This window comes from Streptomyces sp. SM1 (assembly GCF_002910825.1).
Lineage (GTDB): Bacteria > Actinomycetota > Actinomycetes > Streptomycetales > Streptomycetaceae > Streptomyces > Streptomyces okerensis.
The window spans coordinates 26,854-42,049 of sequence record NZ_NEUB01000724.1 but is presented as its reverse complement, the minus strand read 5'-3'; the positions used below and the strand labels follow the sequence as shown (position 1 = coordinate 42,049).

Below are 15,196 nucleotides of genomic sequence, written 5' to 3'. Positions count from 1 at the left end.
CACCACCGCGGCCGCGTACCGAGAAGCCAGAGCGCCGGGAACCCCGCCACGGGCCAGCGCAAGAATCCGCCGGTGCGCGACGGCCAGGAACACGACCCAGCTCACGCAGCACACCGCCGCCGCCCCGACCGCCACCCCCGACCCCGTTCCCGAAGCGGCCGCCCGCGCCGCCAGTACGACCACCACCGTGCCCGACAGTGTCGTACGCCGCCACGCCAGCCGGGTCCGCTCGGGCTGCAGCCCGGGATCCCGGGTGGCCGGGCCGTTCCCCCCGCTCACCCCGCCCACCCGAAGAGCACCACCACGACCATCGCCCCGGCCACCACCGCCACCACCGCACTCAGCAGCGCCGGGAACCGCGACACCGGCAGGTCCTCGCCCCGCCGCATCGCCCGCTCGCACCGCACCCAGTGGTTGACCGAACGCAGCGCGCACAGTGCACCCGCGATGAGCAGCGCCAGCGCGAGTCCGACCCGCCAGCCCCACCGCAGGTCCGGCAGGAACTGATCCACGGCGAACCCGCCACCGATCAGCGCGAGCGCGGTGCGCAGCCAGGCCAGGAACGTCCGCTCGTTCGCCAGCGAGAACCGGTAGTCGGGCGTCGTGCCCTCGTCCCGCACCTCCGCCGGCGCGAACCACAACCGGACGTTCCGCGCAAAATCGATCACGCCGCAGACCTTACCGACCCTCACCCCGCTCCGGCCGCCCGGACCGCTCCCGGCTGTCCCGGCTGCTCCGACCGCCACGCCTTGAGCCGCTCGTACGCCGCCACCCCGTCCGGCACCCACGCCCGGTCGCTTTCACCCAGCCGCCGCTCCACCTCCGCCTCCGGCAGGAAGGCGTGCCAGGCAACCTCCTCGGCCTGCGGCCGCACCGGCTGCTCGCAGCGCACCTCGTACACCGCCGACCACCAGGTCCGCCCCGCGCCGTCGTCGTACAGGAACGTGAACAGCTGCGCGGGGCGCGGCAGTCCGCTCATGCCGAGTTCCTCCTCCGCCTCCCTGAGGGCCGCCTCGTCGTACCCCTCGCCCGCGCCGACGACCCCGCCGACGAACATGTCGTACAGCGAGGGGAAGACCAGCTTGGTCGCCGTGCGGCGATGGACGAAGACCCGCCCCCGCGCGTCCCGGGCCAGGACGAAGACGCACCGGTGGCGCAGACCCCGCGCGTAGGCCTCACCGCGAGGCGACCGCCCGACCACCCGGTCGTTCTCGTCGACGATGTCGATGATCTCGTCAGCACTCATACGGCCATCCAAGCAGCGGTGCCCGGAAGCCGCGCCCCGCGATGACATGATGCCTCCGGTACCACAAGTTGCCTGTTCGTGACCACAGTTGACGCGTGTAACACTCCGGGCGCACTTGACGTGATCCGTGGGCTGACGGTTTGCTGTCTGTGATCAGCTCATGGCAATCGGCAGCCGACCACTGCCGCACCGACCACCCGCCGTGGGCCGTGCCACAAGAAGAGCGCGTGAGGAAGTTCCGCGGTGTCCCCACCCCCGCCTCCCCTCGGCCGTGCCCGCAAACGTGCGGCACAGGCCTTCGACGAGGCTCTCGACGACGCCGAACTCGTTTCCACGCGAGCCGCGTTGGCGCAGGGCCGCTGGCAGAACACCCGCTCCCTGCTCGTCCGGACGGGGGACAACTGGGACCGACGGGGGCACCGGATCACGGTGCTCGCCAGGGAGTCGTACTGTGCCGGATGGGCCCGCGAGTGGCTGCTCGCCGAGCCCGACTCCGGCGACGCCTCCGTGCTGCTCGCCCTCGCCCAGGTACGGCGCGCGCTGCGCGGCAAGGAGAAACCGGCCCGTGCCCGCGAGGCCTGCCACAAGGCCGCCGAGCTGCGGCCCGCCGACCCCACCCCCTGGCTGGGCCTGCTCCTCCTGGAGTGCTCCCTGGGCGCGGAGGGGGACGTGGTCCGGATCTTCGAGCAGGTCCGCACCCGGTACGCGGACCATCACCACGCCCACCACCTCGTGGTCGCCTGGCTCGCGGAGCGTCGCGTGGAGGCGGGCCCGGACCCGCTGCACGAGGTGTACGACTTCGCCAACTGGGCCGCCGAGCAGGCACCCGCCGACTCCCCGCTGGCCATCCTGCCGGTCATCGCGCACGCCGAGCGCTACCGCACCCTGGCCGCCGCCGGGCACCAGCCCGCCGACCCGGTCTCCTCCGGGCACTGGGTCGGCCGTCGTGCCCGGCAGGTGATGAAGGCCGCCTTCGACTGGTGGCTGGAGTGGGAGCACGAGGACCATCCGCGCCGGCTGGTCGACCTGAACTTCCTCGCCCACGCCAAGGCCTGCGAGGGACGGGGCGCCGAGGCCGCCGCCCTGTTCCACCGCATCGGCGAGCACTCCACGCCGGCCCCCTGGTCCTACCCCGGCCGTGACCCCCTGGCCGCCTTCCGTACCGCCCGTGCCGTCGCCCTGGGCACGGTCTGACCCGGCCCTCCCACCCTCCCAAGCCCTCGCACGCGCCCGAAACCACCACCGACCCAAGGACGGTCTCGAGATGACGACGGACAGTTCGAGCAAGAGCAGACCAACAACCGGCGGCATCAGTACGTTCAAGGGGCAGGAGCGCGCGCTGCGCGCCGACCGCCTCGGCACGGGGGGCCTGCTGCTCTCCGTGCTCGCCGCGACCGCCCCCCTCATGGTGGTCGCCGGTGTCATGCCCACCACATTCGCGGTGATGGGCATCGTCGGCCAGCCGCTGCTCTTCGTGGTCCTCGGCACCGTGCTGGTCCTCTTCAGCCTCGGCTACGCCGAGATGAGCCGGCATGTCCACAACGCGGGTGCCTTCTACGCCTACATCTCCCGCGGACTCGGCGGCACCGCGGGCGCGGGCGCCGCCATGGTCGCGCTCGTCGCCTACAACGCCCTCCAGATCGGCATCTACGGCATCTTCGGCTTCGAGGTCTCCGGCCTCTTCGCCACCTACGCCGACATCGAGATCGCCTGGTGGATACCGTCGCTCGTGGCCGTGCTGGCCGTCGGCGCGCTGGGCTGGCTGAAGATCGACGTCAACGCCCGCGTCCTCGGCGTCCTGCTGGTCATCGAGGTACTGCTGGTCGTCGTCTTCGACATCGCCGCCATCGCCGACCCCGGCAAGGAGGGCCTGTCGCTGCACGCCTTCAACCCCGACACACTCACCGGCGCCGGTGTCGGCACCGCCCTGTGCTTCTGCATCGCGGCCTTCCTCGGCTTCGAACAGGCCCCCGTGTACGCGGAGGAGACCAGCAAGCCGCACGAGGTCGTGCCGCGCGTGATGTTCCTCGCGGTCACCGGCGTCGCCGTCTTCTTCGCCATCAGCAGCTGGGCGCTCACCGTCGCCACCGGCCCCGCCGGGATCATCGGCACCTCCCAGGAGCAGAGCGCCGGCCTGCTGTTCTTCCTCACCGAGGAGCGGCTCGGCGGCACCTTCACCGATGTCCTGCACATCCTCTTCGTGACCGGCATGTTCGCGGCGATGCTCAGCTTCCACAACGTCGTCGCCCGGTACGCCTTCGCCATGGGCCGTGAGGGCCTGCTGCCCGCCGCCTTCGGCCGCACCACCGGCACCAGCGGCGCCCCCGGCACCGGCTCCCTGCTGCAGACCGGCATCGCCGCCGTGCTGGTCCTCGTCTTCGCGTTCACCGACGACAAGCCGGCCGGCGACCCCACCGCGCCCGTCCTGCGCCTGTTCACCTGGGGCGGCAACATCGGCGCGCTCGGCGTGATCGTGCTGATGGCCATCGCCTCCCTGTCCGTCGTCGTCTTCTTCGTCCGGCGCGGGGCCGCGGGCGCGCAGGCCTGGCGGCTGGTCACCTCGGCGCTGGCGGGCACCGCCCTGGTGGTGATCGCGGGTTACACGGTCAAGGACTTCGACGTGCTGGTCGGGGCGGGCCCCGATTCCGTACTGAGCTGGATCCTGCCGGGTGTCATCGGGCTCGCCCTCGTCATCGGACTGGTCCAGGGCGCGATCCTGCGCGCCCGCGCCCCCGAGACGCACGCCCGCATCGGGCTGGGCAACGAGGCGTTCCAGCTCGACCAGGAGGCCGAGCGCACCCCGTAGGACCGCGGGGGCCGGTGTTACGGAAGTCTGACGGGCACCCGCGATCCCTGGCCCGACCGGGGCGCGGGTGCTCGAATGAGGGAGTGAACTCCGAACAGCCGCCGCAGGGCCGGGACCTGCGGAACGGCCCGAGCAGGCGGAACGAACCGGGCGAGCGGAACGGCCGGGACGGACCGGACGGGGAGGACGGGCGTGGCAGGCCCGTCGGCCGCCGGATCCTGCTCGGCACCCTCGGCCTCGGCGCCCTCGGCGTGGTCACCGCGCCCACCCTCCAGCGCGGCCTGGAATCCTTCCTCGCCGGAGCCTCCGACAAGGACCCCACCGGCCTGACCGGACTGCTGCCGAACGGCGGCGGCTTCCGCTACTACTCGGTGACCTCCTCCGTCCCGCGCAAGAACGCCGAGACCTACCGCCTCACCGTCGACGGCCTGGTCGACCGGCCCGCGAGCTACACCCTGGCCGAGCTGAGGTCCCTGCCGCAGACCCGCACGGTCCGCGACGTCCAGTGCGTCACCGGCTGGCGGGTGCCGGACACGGCCTTCGAGGGGGTACGCCTGTCCCGGCTCCTGGACGCCGCCGGAGTGCGCCCCACGGCCGGGGCGGTGCGCTTCACCTGCTTCGACGGCGCCTACTCCGAGAGCCTCACCCTCGACCAGGCCCGCCGCGCGGACGTCCTGGTCGCCCTGCGCATGCGGGACGAGGACCTCGGCCACGCCCACGGCGGCCCCGCCCGCCTCTACGTGGCCCCGATGTACTTCTACAAGTCCGCCAAGTGGCTCTCCGGCATCACCGTCACCGAGGACGTCGAACCCGGCTACTGGGAGGAGCGCGGCTACGATGTCGACGCCTGGGTCGGCCGCTCGAACGGACGCGACGATGAGCCCACGGACTGACACCCCGCCCGCCGCCACGGCCGTACGGCGCTTCGGCCGCGCCCAGCGGTGGGTGCACCGCACCACGGCCGCGCTGACCGGCCTGTGCGTGTTCACGGCCGCCTGCCTCTACGTCCCCCAGCTCGCGCAGCTCGTGGGCCGCCGGGGCCTCGTCGTCACCGTGCACGAGTGGTCCGGGCTCCTGCTGCCCGTCCCCGTCCTCGCCGGTCTCGCCTCCCGTGCCTTCCGCGCCGACCTGGGCCGCCTCAACCGCTTCGGCCCGCACGACCGCACCTGGCTGCGCGCCGCCCTGCGCCGAGACAAACGCCCCTCCTCCCGTCCCGCGGGGAAGTTCAACGCCGGCCAGAAGCTCTACGCGGCCTGGATCGCGGGCGCCACACTGGTGATGCTGGGCACCGGTCTGCTGATGTGGTTCACGCACCTCACCCCGCTGGTGTGGCGCACCAGCGTCACCTTCGTCCACGACTGGCTGGCGCTGACCCTCGGCATCGTCCTCGCCGGGCACATCGGCATGGCCCTGGCGGATCCCGAGGCCCGCCGCGGCATGCGCACCGGATCCGTCCGCCGGGAGTGGGCGGAGCGCGAGCATCCACTCTGGCGACCCTGACGACGCCGACGGGCCCGCCCGCCCCTCGTCACGACGAGGAACGGACGGGCCCGCGGGTGCCCGGGGGCCCGGCTAGATGACCAGTGACAGCAGCAGCACCAGAGCGCCGGCGACCACCGAGATGATCGTCTCCATCACCGACCAGGTCTTGATCGTCTGCCCGACGTTCAGCCCGAAGTACTCCTTCACCAGCCAGAAACCGGCGTCGTTGACATGGCTGAAGAACAGCGAGCCGGCGCCGATGGCCAGCACCAGCAGGGCGGTGTGCGCGGTCGACATGTCGGCCGCGAGCGGCGCCACCAGCCCGGCCGCCGAGACGGTCGCCACGGTCGCCGAACCGGTCGCCAGCCGGATCGCCACCGCGATCAGCCAGGCCAGCAGCAGCGCCGGGATCGACCAGTCCTCGGAGATGTCCAGGATCATCCGGCCCACACCGGTGTCGATCAGCGTCTGCTTGAAGCCGCCGCCCGCGCCGACGATCAGCAGGATGCCCGCGATCGGCGCGAGCGACTTCTCGACCACGGCGGAGACGCGCTCCCGGCTGAACCCGGCGGGCATCCCCAGCGTGAAGATGCCGACCAGGACGGCCGTGAGCAGCGCGATCAGCGGGGAGCCGACCACGTCGAAGACGCGCTGCACGGAGTTCTCGGGATCGTCGATGACGATGTCGACCAGCGCCTTGGCCAGCATCAGCACGACCGGCAGCAGAATCGTGGCCAGCGTGGCGCCGAAGCCGGGGCGCTTCTCCAGGTCCTCGGAGGGACGCTGCGGGATCATCCCCTCCGGCGCCGGGACGTCCACCCAGCGGGCCGCGTACCTGGAGAACAGCGGACCGGCGATGACCACCGTCGGTATGGCGACCAGCACGCCCAGCGCCAGCGTCACCCCGAGGTTCGCGTCGACGGCGTCGATCGCCACCAGCGGGCCGGGGTGCGGCGGGACCAGACCGTGCATCACGGACAGACCGGCGAGCGCCGGAATGCCGATACGCATCAGGGAGTAGTTGCCGCGCTTGGCGACCATCAGCACCACGGGGATCAGCAGCACCACGCCGACCTCGAAGAACAACGGCAGGCCGATCACCGAGGCGATCAGCACCATCGCCCACGGCATCGTCCGGCCGCCGGCCCGCTCCAGGATGGTGTCGACGATCTGGTCGGCGCCGCCGGAGTCGGCGAGCATCTTGCCGAGGATCGCGCCGAGGGCGATCAGCACGCCCACGCCGGCGACGGTGGAGCCGAGTCCGGCGCTGAAGCTGGTGATCACCTTGTCCAGCGGCGCACCGGCGAACGCGCCGAGCGCCAGTGAGCCGATGGTCAGCGACAGGAAGGCATGCAGTTTGAACTTCGTGATGAGCAGGACGATGACGGCGATGCCCGCCAGGACGGCGATGCCCAGCTGAGCGTGGCCGGCCGAGGTGATCGGCTCGGGTGCGTCCGCTGCCAGCATCTCGACGCTGAGTCTGGTCACGGTGGTTTCCTCGTGGGTGGGGGTCGGTGAGAAGCCGGGGGAGAGGTGGGGGCCCCGGAGGGAGGGAGGTGCGGTCAGGGAGCTGCCCGGTGGCCTACCGGAGGGCGTCCAGGGCTGCGGCCGCCCGCCCGGTGATCTCCTCGGGGCTGCCCGCCACGTCCACGGAGACCCCGGCCTCGTCCGGCTCCAGCGGCTGGAGCGTGGCGAACTGGGAGTCGAGCAGCGCCGTGGGCATGAAGTGCCCCTGCCGGTGCGCCATCCGGTCCTCGACGAGCGCGCGGTCACCGCTGAGATGCACGAAGACCACGCCGGGCGCGGCGGCCCGCAGCCGGTCGCGGTACGACCGCTTCAGCGCGGAGCAGCTGACCACCCCTCCGTGCCCCGCCCGCTCGTGCGCCCACGCGCCGATGGCGTCCAGCCAGGGCCACCGGTCGTCGTCGCCGAGCGGTGTACCGGCCGACATCTTGTCGATGTTGGCCTGCGGGTGGAAGTCGTCGCCCTCGGCGTACGGAACGTCGAACCGGGCGGCGAGCAGAGGACCGATGGTCGTCTTGCCGGTGCCCGCGACGCCCATGATCACGACGACAGGGGGGGTGTTCATCGCTGCCTCACTGTCTGCTGGTCTTCGTCGACACGTGATGTCGACGCAACTGAAGCGCATTAGATACGACGAATTCAAGAGTGTGTGACATATAAGTCTGACTTTTTGTTCGCGTGATCCGCCCCGTACTCTGAGTGCATGAGCATCACGGACCGGGGGCTGCACGGCCGCGTACTGGGCGCCCTCGGCCCCGAGATCACCGCAGGCGCATACCCGCCCGGCAGCGTTCTGCGCACCGACGAACTCGCCCAGCGCTTCGACGTCTCGCGATCGGTGATGCGCGAAGTGGTCCGCGTCCTGGAGTCCATGCACCTGGTCAGCTCCCGGCGCCGCGTCGGCGTGACCGTGCTGCCGCCGCACGAGTGGAACGTGTACGACCCCCAGGTGATCCGCTGGCGCCTGGCCGGCGCGGACCGCCCCCGCCAGTTGCGCTCCCTCACGGTGCTCCGCTCGGCGATCGAACCGGTCGCGGCGGGCCTGGCCGCCCGCCACGCCACCCCCGAGCAGTGCGCCGAACTGACCGAGTGCGCGCTCGGCATGGTCGCCAACTCCAGCGGTCACCGGCTGGAGGGATACCTCCTCCACGACGTGGCGTTCCACCGCGTGATCCTGACCGCCTCCGGCAACGAGATGTTCGCCCGCCTCGGTGACGTCGTCGCGGAGGTGCTCGCCGGCCGCACCCACCACGACGTGATGTTCGAGGACCCCGACCCGGCGGCCGTCACCCTGCACGTCCAGCTCGCCGAGGCGGTCCGTGAACGCGACGCCGCGCGCGCGGAGCGGCTGACCCGGGAGATCACCGAGGGCGCCCTCCAGGAACTGGACGTCCTGGCGCCCTAGGGCCTGTCTGACCATTCCCGTCGTCGCCCGGAGGGCGGCCCTGCGGCGTCAGGTGCGTGCTCTGGGGGTCCCCCCGGCCGGAGGCTGGGGGAGTGCCGGGCGTAGAGCCTCGTACTGGACGTACTTGGCTCTGCGCCCGGTGCGGCGAGAGTGCGTGCATGGCGTCGCGGGGCAGACGGGAATGGTCAGACAGGCCCTAGTCCAGGAAACGGGCGGGCTGAAGATCTTCTCCCGGCTGCACGTGCGCAACGAGCGTTACTTCAAGACCGGCGACGAGGGAGACTCCGACATCGGTACGCGCATTCCCCAACTGGGTTCCTTCGGGCGGCAACTCGGGATCTTCGATGTCCGGGACGGCTGCCACGTCGTCACGGCCTCCGGCCGGAGGATCCTGGAGACGGAACGATGAGCGCGGCGCAGCACACCCGCTTCGCGTCCCCGGTCACGCTGCTGAATGAATGGAACGAACGCGGCGACAAGCAACCGCTGCACGAAGTGCTCCTCCTCGGATTTACTGTCGACCTTCCGTTCCTGGAACGGGTCGCGATCCCGGTCGCACGCGGCCTGGGCGCACGCACCGCGGTGATCGGTGATGCGGCCCAGGGACTGTACGACCCGGTCGATGTACGTATGGCCGGCCGCAGTTACCTGCACGGCCTCGCCGGCTGCCGGGGCGCCTTCCATCCCAAAGTGGTCCTGCTGATCGGTGAACACGCCTGTCGTCTGGCCGTGGGATCGGGAAACCCGACACTGTCCGGCTGGGGAGCCAACGACGAGCTGTGGACCGTGGTGGAGACCGAGGACGACGCCTCCCACGCCCTGCTCGCCGATCTCGCGGAGTGGCTGGAGGAACTGCCCGCCGCCGTGAACATGGCCCCCTGGACGGCGAGCCATCTAGCAGAGGTGGCGACCCTCCTGACCGAAAGACACGTCAACGCCCCCGCCGGGCCGGAAACCGGCCCGCGGCTCCTGCACAACCTCCACCGGAGCCTGGTGGAACAGCTGCCACCGGGGCCCGTGGACGAGGTCCAGGCGTACGCCCCGTTCATCGATCCGCAGGCCCACGCCCTGCGAGCACTCGTCGACCGCCTGATGCCGGGCCAGGTCACGCTCGGTCTCCAGCCCCGCTGGTCGAGCTACGACGCCGAGACGGTCAAGAGGGCGCTCGACGGCTGCTCCACCGGGATCCGACTCCTCGACGAGACACGGATGCGGCACGGCAAGTTCGTCGAGTGGCGCATCGGCGAGCGCAGGCACGCACTCACCGGAAGCCCCAACCTCACCCGCGCCGCTCTGTGCACGAGCACCGCGGAAGGCGGCAACTGCGAACTCGCCGTGCTCTCCGCCGACACTTCACCCCTCCTTCCCGAAGAGGGGCCCACCACCGCGCTCTCGAGCCTGAAAGGCCGCACTCTCAGGCCTTTCACCGCCGGTGCCGGTCGCGCGCTCGTCCTGCTGGGCGCCAAGACGGACAGCGAAGGCCTTCATGTCTCATTGGCCCGCAGCGAGCCGGCCTCCGTCCTGATCAGCACCTCACCGGACGGATCGCCGGGATCCTGGACCGGCATCGGCTCCATCCCCGCCGGAAGGCACTCCTTCTCCTTTCCGATGCCCGAAGTGCCCGGTGCGGCCGTGCGCGCCACCTGCCTCCGGCCGGACGGAAGCAGTGCCGAATCACCGGTGGTCTTCGTCTACAGCCCCGTTCACAGCGCACGCCGCCAGACCGACGACAGTGGACCCCGGCTGAGCTACGACTACACCGCACAGACGCTGTTCACCGACGAACGTGCGGCGCGACGCTTTGAGACGGACCTGCTGCGCCTGCGCGAGCTCACCACCAGCATGTCCGCTCCCCGGGTGAGCCCCGCGACGGAAAGCGCGACAAGCACGGCGGTCACGAGCGGCGTCGACCGCTGGGACGCCTACCTTGCCGACTGCCGTCGGATGATCGGACTTCCACTGGCCGGTCTGGCGTTCGGTACCGCGCAGATCGATCTGCCCCAGCCGTCGGCCTCCCGATGGATCGTGTCGACGGTCACCTATGCCACGCCCGCGGAGGAGGACGAGGCGTACAACGAGGGAACAGAGGACGAGAATCCCGTCGTCGACGGTACGGTTGCCGTGCCCTGCGTCCCTCCCGAGCAACGAGCCCGCTGCCGCGTCTGGGCGCAGCGCTGGGCCGACACGCTCGTCGCCCCTGACGGCTCGCCAGCTCAACCGCTCCCCGTGCGGCTCCTGGTGGCCGGTTTGTACGTCCAGCTCCTGGCCGCAGGGATCTGGGACGACGATGATCACAGCTGGCGCGAGGGTCTGAGCGGTCTTCTCGGGGCTCTCGATCCCCAGGGCGAACCGGACGACGCGACGGCGGAACAGCAGGTCCCACCCGAGACCGGCCGACGCGTGGACGCGGTGGCGGCCGTACTGATGACCCTGCTCAGCCAGGACGCCACCTTCACCGGCGGCGGTGAGCACGACGTGCCGGCCGCCCGCGCGTGGCAGAAACACAAGAGCATGATCGCGCGTGCCGACCCCGCCGAGGCCGAGGACCTGATGCTGCCGCCGGAGCAGGCGCTCGCCCGCGTCGCGTCGTGGAGTGAAGTGGAACGACTCGTGCGTCTGGCCAAGGAGGACGATCCGCACGCCGAGGTGATCGAGGAACTCTCCAAGGCGGGCTGGTCGGTCAGGTACGAGGACGGGATCTGGGACATCACGGGCTCTTTCGGGAACCCGATCCCCGTCGTCGCCAGAGCCGCCGACAGACTTGGCCGGCATCACGCCGACGGGGTGCTCGTCCGGGCCCGCGGCGGGAGACGCTGGGCGTTCGCGGCCTGGGCGAAGCCGCGGCTGGTCCTGCTGAATTCCCCCGCACGCGTGTGGCGTACGTACGAGGTGCGCTCCCCGGCCACACCGGAGTCACGATTCAGCGGCGGGGACCTCTCCACCATTCCCGGCCTCGTCGGCGCTCCGACCCCGCTCAGGACGGGTCCGCCCGAAGCATTGAGGACAACTTTGGCCGGAGTCGATCTGCCGTACCCGGAGTTGATGCGACGACTGTTCGAGGACGCCACCTGAGACTCTATGCTGCACAGGCCTGTGCGGAAGATCGGCCGGAGGGGGAGCCGGCCGATGCCTGCTTCCGTTGTCGTGGGCAGACCGGAGGGGAACGGCGGTGGCGCACACCGTATGGGGAGGTGCCGAGGACGACGGTGCAACGGTCGGTGACCCGTCCGCCCGGTTCGAGCAGGCCGTCATCGCCTACGCCCAAGGTCGTTTCGCGATAACCATCAGCCATCTGCGGCGGCTGGAACGCGCGGCGGAGGCCGGCCACGCGGTGGTCGATGCCCGCCACGCCGCCCTACGGGGAGCGCTCGCGGCCCGCGCCCGCAACTGGACCGAGTGCTGTGACTGGTACGAGCGGTCGTTGGCCTTCTCGCTTCCCGGGGACCACGCGTGCCGGCCGCCCCTCTTCTGCTTCGACGAAGACTGCTCGGGCTCCGCCGGCGACCGGTGCGGTCAGTGCGACCGCTGGTTCTGCCAGGAGCACGGCGCGGAGCGCGAGGACGGTGTGGCCCGCTGCGGTCCGTGTCTCGACGTGGCGCTGCACAACCTGGTACAGGCGGCGATCCTGGCTGACCGTGTCGGGACCCTCGTGGAAACGCTTGCGTCCTGGGCCCGCACGGCGGGCTGGGACACGGCGAAGGCGCTGCTGGCCTGCCTCGCTCCGCAAGCAGCCGCGGACCTCGGTGAACAGGCCGGCGTTCTCGACTCCTTCGCACCCGACCGGCGTGCGGCCCTCCTGCTGTACCGCGCGTCCAGGACCCTCCACCCCACGGACCTGGAACGGGCCTGTGCCCCGGAGCCCGATGCCCCGGACGAGCCGTCGTCCTCGACCTACGAGTGGCTGCGCCCCTGGGAGGCACGGGCGTTGAGCCGGATGGGCCGCCACACAAGGGCGTGGCGGCTCCAGTACGAGGAGTGGCTGGCGAGACCGCTCGACACCGCCGCGGTACACGCCCTGGCGCTCACGGCACTGCGGGTCTTCGCCGGTGGCACCGAGCCGGACCACCGGGTGCGCGAGAAGACCGCGCGGCAGGCCATCGCCTGCTGGGCGATGGTTCTGCACTCCGTCTCGTACTGGCGGGAGCTTGAGCGGCACTCCGGGCGCTCATTGAAGGCCGACGAACGGAAGGCCGCTTCGAACGCTCTCACCGAGCGCATCCGCCAGGCACTGCGGGACGACGACAGAACCGCGGACCGGCCGACGGCGGACGGCCTGGAACTGGCCTGCGAGCTCGAACTGGCCGTCGCCCGGAGCCTGCCCGAGATCATGGAAGACGTCCTGACGCCCCCGGACCGCGGATACGACTTCTCCTTCGGCCCGGGCTTCCTCGACCTTCTGGCATCGGCCGGCGGGCGGTGGAAGGACCTGGTCGCGGAGGTCCACAGCGCGGTGTCGGAGGCGAGCAGCGAGGGTGAGGAGACCGGCAGTCGGCTCGAGGGCCTGTTGTCCCCCGAGGGGCGCCACCTGACGCTCCTGGAGGCCGGCAGGTTCGACGAGGTCATCGCGGACCTCGAAGCCGAAGGCACCGCGCGACATGGCGCCGAGGAGAACTCCGAGCCCCTTCGAGGCCCTCGGAGTGTCCTCGGTGCCGCACTGTTCGCCCGGGCGCGTGCCCATGTGGAGGGCAGACGTTGGTCGGCTGCGATCCGGGACTTCGAGGGCGCGGCAGCCGTCGGTGTCTCCCTCACCGGCCACGAGGAAGAGATCGGCCGGGCGGGCGTGCACGCGGGATTCGCCCTGTCCCGGAACTGCACCAAGGTCGACTGGCAGGCGTACGTCGGCCTCCTCGAGCGTGTCCTCGTCATGGCCCCGCAGCACGAGCAGCTGAGACGGGACCTGGCGGCCGGGTGCGTGCGCCTGGGGGAGCAGGTCTCACAGCGGAACGAGCACGACGAGGCCCGCGCCCGCTTCGCTCGCGCCTACGGGCTGGCCCCCTCGAACGAGTCGGCCGTCGCAGCACTGAACGCGGCTGAGACACGGAGCGCCGAACGCCTTCTCGAGGGATACGTCTTCTCCCGGCTGCCGCAGGCCATCGAGATGCTGCGCGGTGTCCTGGACCGTGACGAGACCTTCCAGCCCGCTCGCCGCGCCCTGGCCGGAGCCCTGTACGAGCATGCTCTGGACGCGGCGGTGAACGACGACCGTGCCGACGCCCTGAGCCTGATGCAGGAGGTCCATTCTCTTTCGGATGGGGACTCCCGCCGTTGGAGTCCTCACCGAGGCCCGAAGTACGACATCGCGACGGGACTCTGCGAACGCGCGGTGCTCTACGACGATCTCGACGAGGACGATCTGCGGGAGACGCTCGACCTACTGGCGGTCGCCCGCAGTTATGAAGTCCTCCCGGAGATCTCCGGCCTGCAGGTCTCGGTACTGGCCGACCTGGTGGAACTGCTCAGCGCGGACGAGAACTACGACGAGGCCATCGCTCTTGTCCGCCGGTGCCCGAAGGACGTCGAGGACCGGAGCAGGCTCGACACGGCGGTCGCCGAGGCGTACGCCCGACGCGCACGCCGGCATCTCGACAAGGGCGACAACGCGGCTGCGCGCTCGGACACCCGGTCGGCACGCAAGTACGCCTCAGCACGCCAGCTTTCCCTGTTCCAGGTGGTGGAGGCGGACCCGTTGTGGTGAGAGAAGGACGAGAAGTGTTCAAGACCGTGTTCGGTGATTCCCCGTACGAGGTGCTGGGACTGGAGGTCGGTGCCTCCGATGCCGACATCCGCGCCGCCTACCAGCGGGCGATGAAGTCGACCTCGCGCGATCGTGACCTGCGTGACCGTGTTTCTCGGGCATACAACGCCCTCAGGCGTCCCGCCGGACGTCATGAGGCGGACCTTCTGACGCCGCTGCCCGTCCGACTGCCGCCCGATGAGGGCGGTGCCGCCCTGCTGGCCGAGGCACGTCGGCGTATGGCTGAGGTCTCTCCCCTGCTTCCCGATCCCGCGAGCCTGGGCGTACGGCCCGACTGAAGACCCGAGGTCTTCTCCCGGCAGCCCCCTTCACCTCCTCTGGAGCATGCGTTGACCGTACCGTCCTCCGCCCGGCCCGATGCCGACACGGAACGCCTGATCGCGCAGTTGCGTACCCGCTGCGAAGCCCTGGAGCGGCGTCGTGCCCGGGACGCGGACGAACTGGCCCGGCAGAGAGCCGAGTCGGAGGCCTCTCTCCACCGCCTGCTCGCCGGCCTGCTCGACGTCGACGACGCGCTGGCGGAGTCCGTCCGGTGGTCGGCCCGCCAGGACCCGAACCGCGCGGCCGCGACCATGGAGAGGTTGATCGAACAGGTCTCCGCAGCACACAGACTGTTGCGTCGCCGGTTGCTGGAAGCCGACGTCCGGCCGATGGACCTCACCCACCGGCATGCCGTGCCCGACGTCGCCAGAGTCGTGGACACACGCCCCACGTCCAGGTGTCCCGCCGACACGGTGCTGGAGGAGCGGGTGGCGGGTTTCTATCTGGGGCAGCAGGTGCTGCGGACCGCCGAGGTCGTGGTCGCCGTCCCGGGACCCGACCCGGAAGCACCCGAGGAGGCCGCAGGGGAGCCGAAGCGGTCCGGTCCGGCCGCTCCCCGCAGGCAGCCCCGCCGGTTGCCGCGGCACAGGCGCCGCAGCCGGCGCCGCTCCTGATCCCTCCCGCGTGTCCTCGCCCCGCACCGTCCACTCGCAGAAC

The 15,196-nt window shown here is 71.1% G+C and carries 15 protein-coding genes; 10 read left to right on the top strand and 5 right to left on the bottom strand.

Annotated features, from left to right (window positions below; translation table 11 throughout):
* The 3 genes from B9S61_RS20970 to B9S61_RS20960 all read right to left on the bottom strand — a co-directional run.
* Positions 1 to 279 (bottom strand): DUF202 domain-containing protein (locus B9S61_RS20970; protein ID WP_181007460.1); only part of this gene is annotated, 279 nt, incomplete at its 3' end.
* Entirely contained in the window at positions 276 to 668 is a 393-nt protein-coding gene (locus B9S61_RS20965; RefSeq protein WP_103543638.1) for a YidH family protein, read from the bottom strand. The genes B9S61_RS20970 and B9S61_RS20965, both read right to left, overlap by 4 nt.
* Positions 669 to 688: 20 nt before the next feature.
* The gene (locus B9S61_RS20960; RefSeq protein ID WP_103543633.1) at positions 689 to 1,246 is read right to left on the bottom strand and encodes an NUDIX domain-containing protein; all 558 of its coding nucleotides are present in this window, start codon (positions 1,244 to 1,246) and stop codon (positions 689 to 691) included.
* Positions 1,247 to 1,489: 243 nt separating this feature from the next.
* On the opposite strand from B9S61_RS20960, the gene B9S61_RS20955 reads away from it, so the two are divergent.
* From B9S61_RS20955 to B9S61_RS20940, 4 genes are all read left to right on the top strand, one after another.
* Entirely contained in the window at positions 1,490 to 2,440 is a 951-nt protein-coding gene (locus B9S61_RS20955; RefSeq protein WP_103543632.1) for a hypothetical protein, read from the top strand.
* Positions 2,441 to 2,510: 70 nt separating this feature from the next.
* Positions 2,511 to 4,052, top strand: a complete 1,542-nt coding sequence (locus tag B9S61_RS20950) for an APC family permease (protein ID WP_103543631.1) — start codon at positions 2,511 to 2,513, stop codon at positions 4,050 to 4,052.
* Between the two features lie 215 nt (positions 4,053 to 4,267).
* Positions 4,268 to 4,945: a molybdopterin-dependent oxidoreductase gene (locus tag B9S61_RS20945; RefSeq protein ID WP_258039769.1), complete on the top strand. Its 678-nt coding sequence runs from the start codon at positions 4,268 to 4,270 to the stop codon at positions 4,943 to 4,945.
* A complete protein-coding gene (locus B9S61_RS20940) occupies positions 4,929 to 5,552 on the top strand; it encodes a cytochrome b/b6 domain-containing protein (protein ID WP_103543630.1) in 624 nt (207 codons plus the stop codon). The genes B9S61_RS20945 and B9S61_RS20940 overlap by 17 nt, the downstream gene beginning before the upstream one ends.
* Before the next feature lie 72 nt (positions 5,553 to 5,624).
* On the opposite strand, the gene B9S61_RS20935 is transcribed toward B9S61_RS20940, so the two are convergent.
* Entirely contained in the window at positions 5,625 to 7,022 is a 1,398-nt protein-coding gene (locus tag B9S61_RS20935) for a gluconate:H+ symporter (protein ID WP_103543629.1), read from the bottom strand.
* Between the two features lie 94 nt (positions 7,023 to 7,116).
* On the bottom strand, positions 7,117 to 7,623 hold the full coding sequence (locus tag B9S61_RS20930) for a gluconokinase (RefSeq protein WP_103543628.1): 507 nt from the start codon (positions 7,621 to 7,623) through the stop codon (positions 7,117 to 7,119).
* Between the two features lie 138 nt (positions 7,624 to 7,761).
* On the opposite strand from B9S61_RS20930, the gene B9S61_RS20925 reads away from it, so the two are divergent.
* The 6 genes from B9S61_RS20925 (at position 7,762) to grpE (ending at position 15,153) form a co-directional block, all read left to right on the top strand.
* Positions 7,762 to 8,463, top strand: coding sequence for a FadR/GntR family transcriptional regulator (locus B9S61_RS20925; RefSeq protein WP_103543627.1), 702 nt, complete (start codon positions 7,762 to 7,764; stop codon positions 8,461 to 8,463).
* Positions 8,464 to 8,644: 181 nt separating this feature from the next.
* The gene (locus B9S61_RS20915; protein ID WP_258039768.1) at positions 8,645 to 8,872 is read left to right on the top strand and encodes a hypothetical protein; all 228 of its coding nucleotides are present in this window, start codon (positions 8,645 to 8,647) and stop codon (positions 8,870 to 8,872) included.
* Entirely contained in the window at positions 8,869 to 11,535 is a 2,667-nt protein-coding gene (locus B9S61_RS20910) for a hypothetical protein (protein WP_103543626.1), read from the top strand. The genes B9S61_RS20915 and B9S61_RS20910 overlap by 4 nt, the downstream gene beginning before the upstream one ends.
* Positions 11,536 to 11,632: 97 nt before the next feature.
* Positions 11,633 to 14,158 (top strand): hypothetical protein, encoded by a 2,526-nt coding sequence (locus B9S61_RS20905; RefSeq protein WP_103543625.1) that lies wholly within the window; start codon positions 11,633 to 11,635, stop codon positions 14,156 to 14,158.
* Between the two features lie 14 nt (positions 14,159 to 14,172).
* Positions 14,173 to 14,496 (top strand): J domain-containing protein, encoded by a 324-nt coding sequence (locus tag B9S61_RS20900; RefSeq protein WP_103543624.1) that lies wholly within the window; start codon positions 14,173 to 14,175, stop codon positions 14,494 to 14,496.
* 51 nt (positions 14,497 to 14,547) lie between these two features.
* Entirely contained in the window at positions 14,548 to 15,153 is a 606-nt protein-coding gene (gene grpE, locus B9S61_RS20895) for a nucleotide exchange factor GrpE (protein ID WP_181007458.1), read from the top strand.
* The last annotated feature ends 43 nt before the right edge of the window (positions 15,154 to 15,196 follow it).

Bases quoted from the DNA above. Each gene is read 5' to 3' on its own strand.
- B9S61_RS20960 (WP_103543633.1), bottom strand. From the start codon at position 1,246: ATGAGTGCTGACGAGATCATCGACATCGTCGACGAGAACGACCGGGTG.
- B9S61_RS20950 (WP_103543631.1), top strand. From the start codon at position 2,511: ATGACGACGGACAGTTCGAGCAAGAGCAGACCAACAACCGGCGGCATC.
- B9S61_RS20940 (WP_103543630.1), top strand. From the start codon at position 4,929: ATGAGCCCACGGACTGACACCCCGCCCGCCGCCACGGCCGTACGGCGC.
- B9S61_RS20930 (WP_103543628.1), bottom strand. From the start codon at position 7,623: ATGAACACCCCCCCTGTCGTCGTGATCATGGGCGTCGCGGGCACCGGC.
- B9S61_RS20925 (WP_103543627.1), top strand. From the start codon at position 7,762: ATGAGCATCACGGACCGGGGGCTGCACGGCCGCGTACTGGGCGCCCTC.
- B9S61_RS20915 (WP_258039768.1), top strand. From the start codon at position 8,645: ATGGTCAGACAGGCCCTAGTCCAGGAAACGGGCGGGCTGAAGATCTTC.
- B9S61_RS20910 (WP_103543626.1), top strand. From the start codon at position 8,869: ATGAGCGCGGCGCAGCACACCCGCTTCGCGTCCCCGGTCACGCTGCTG.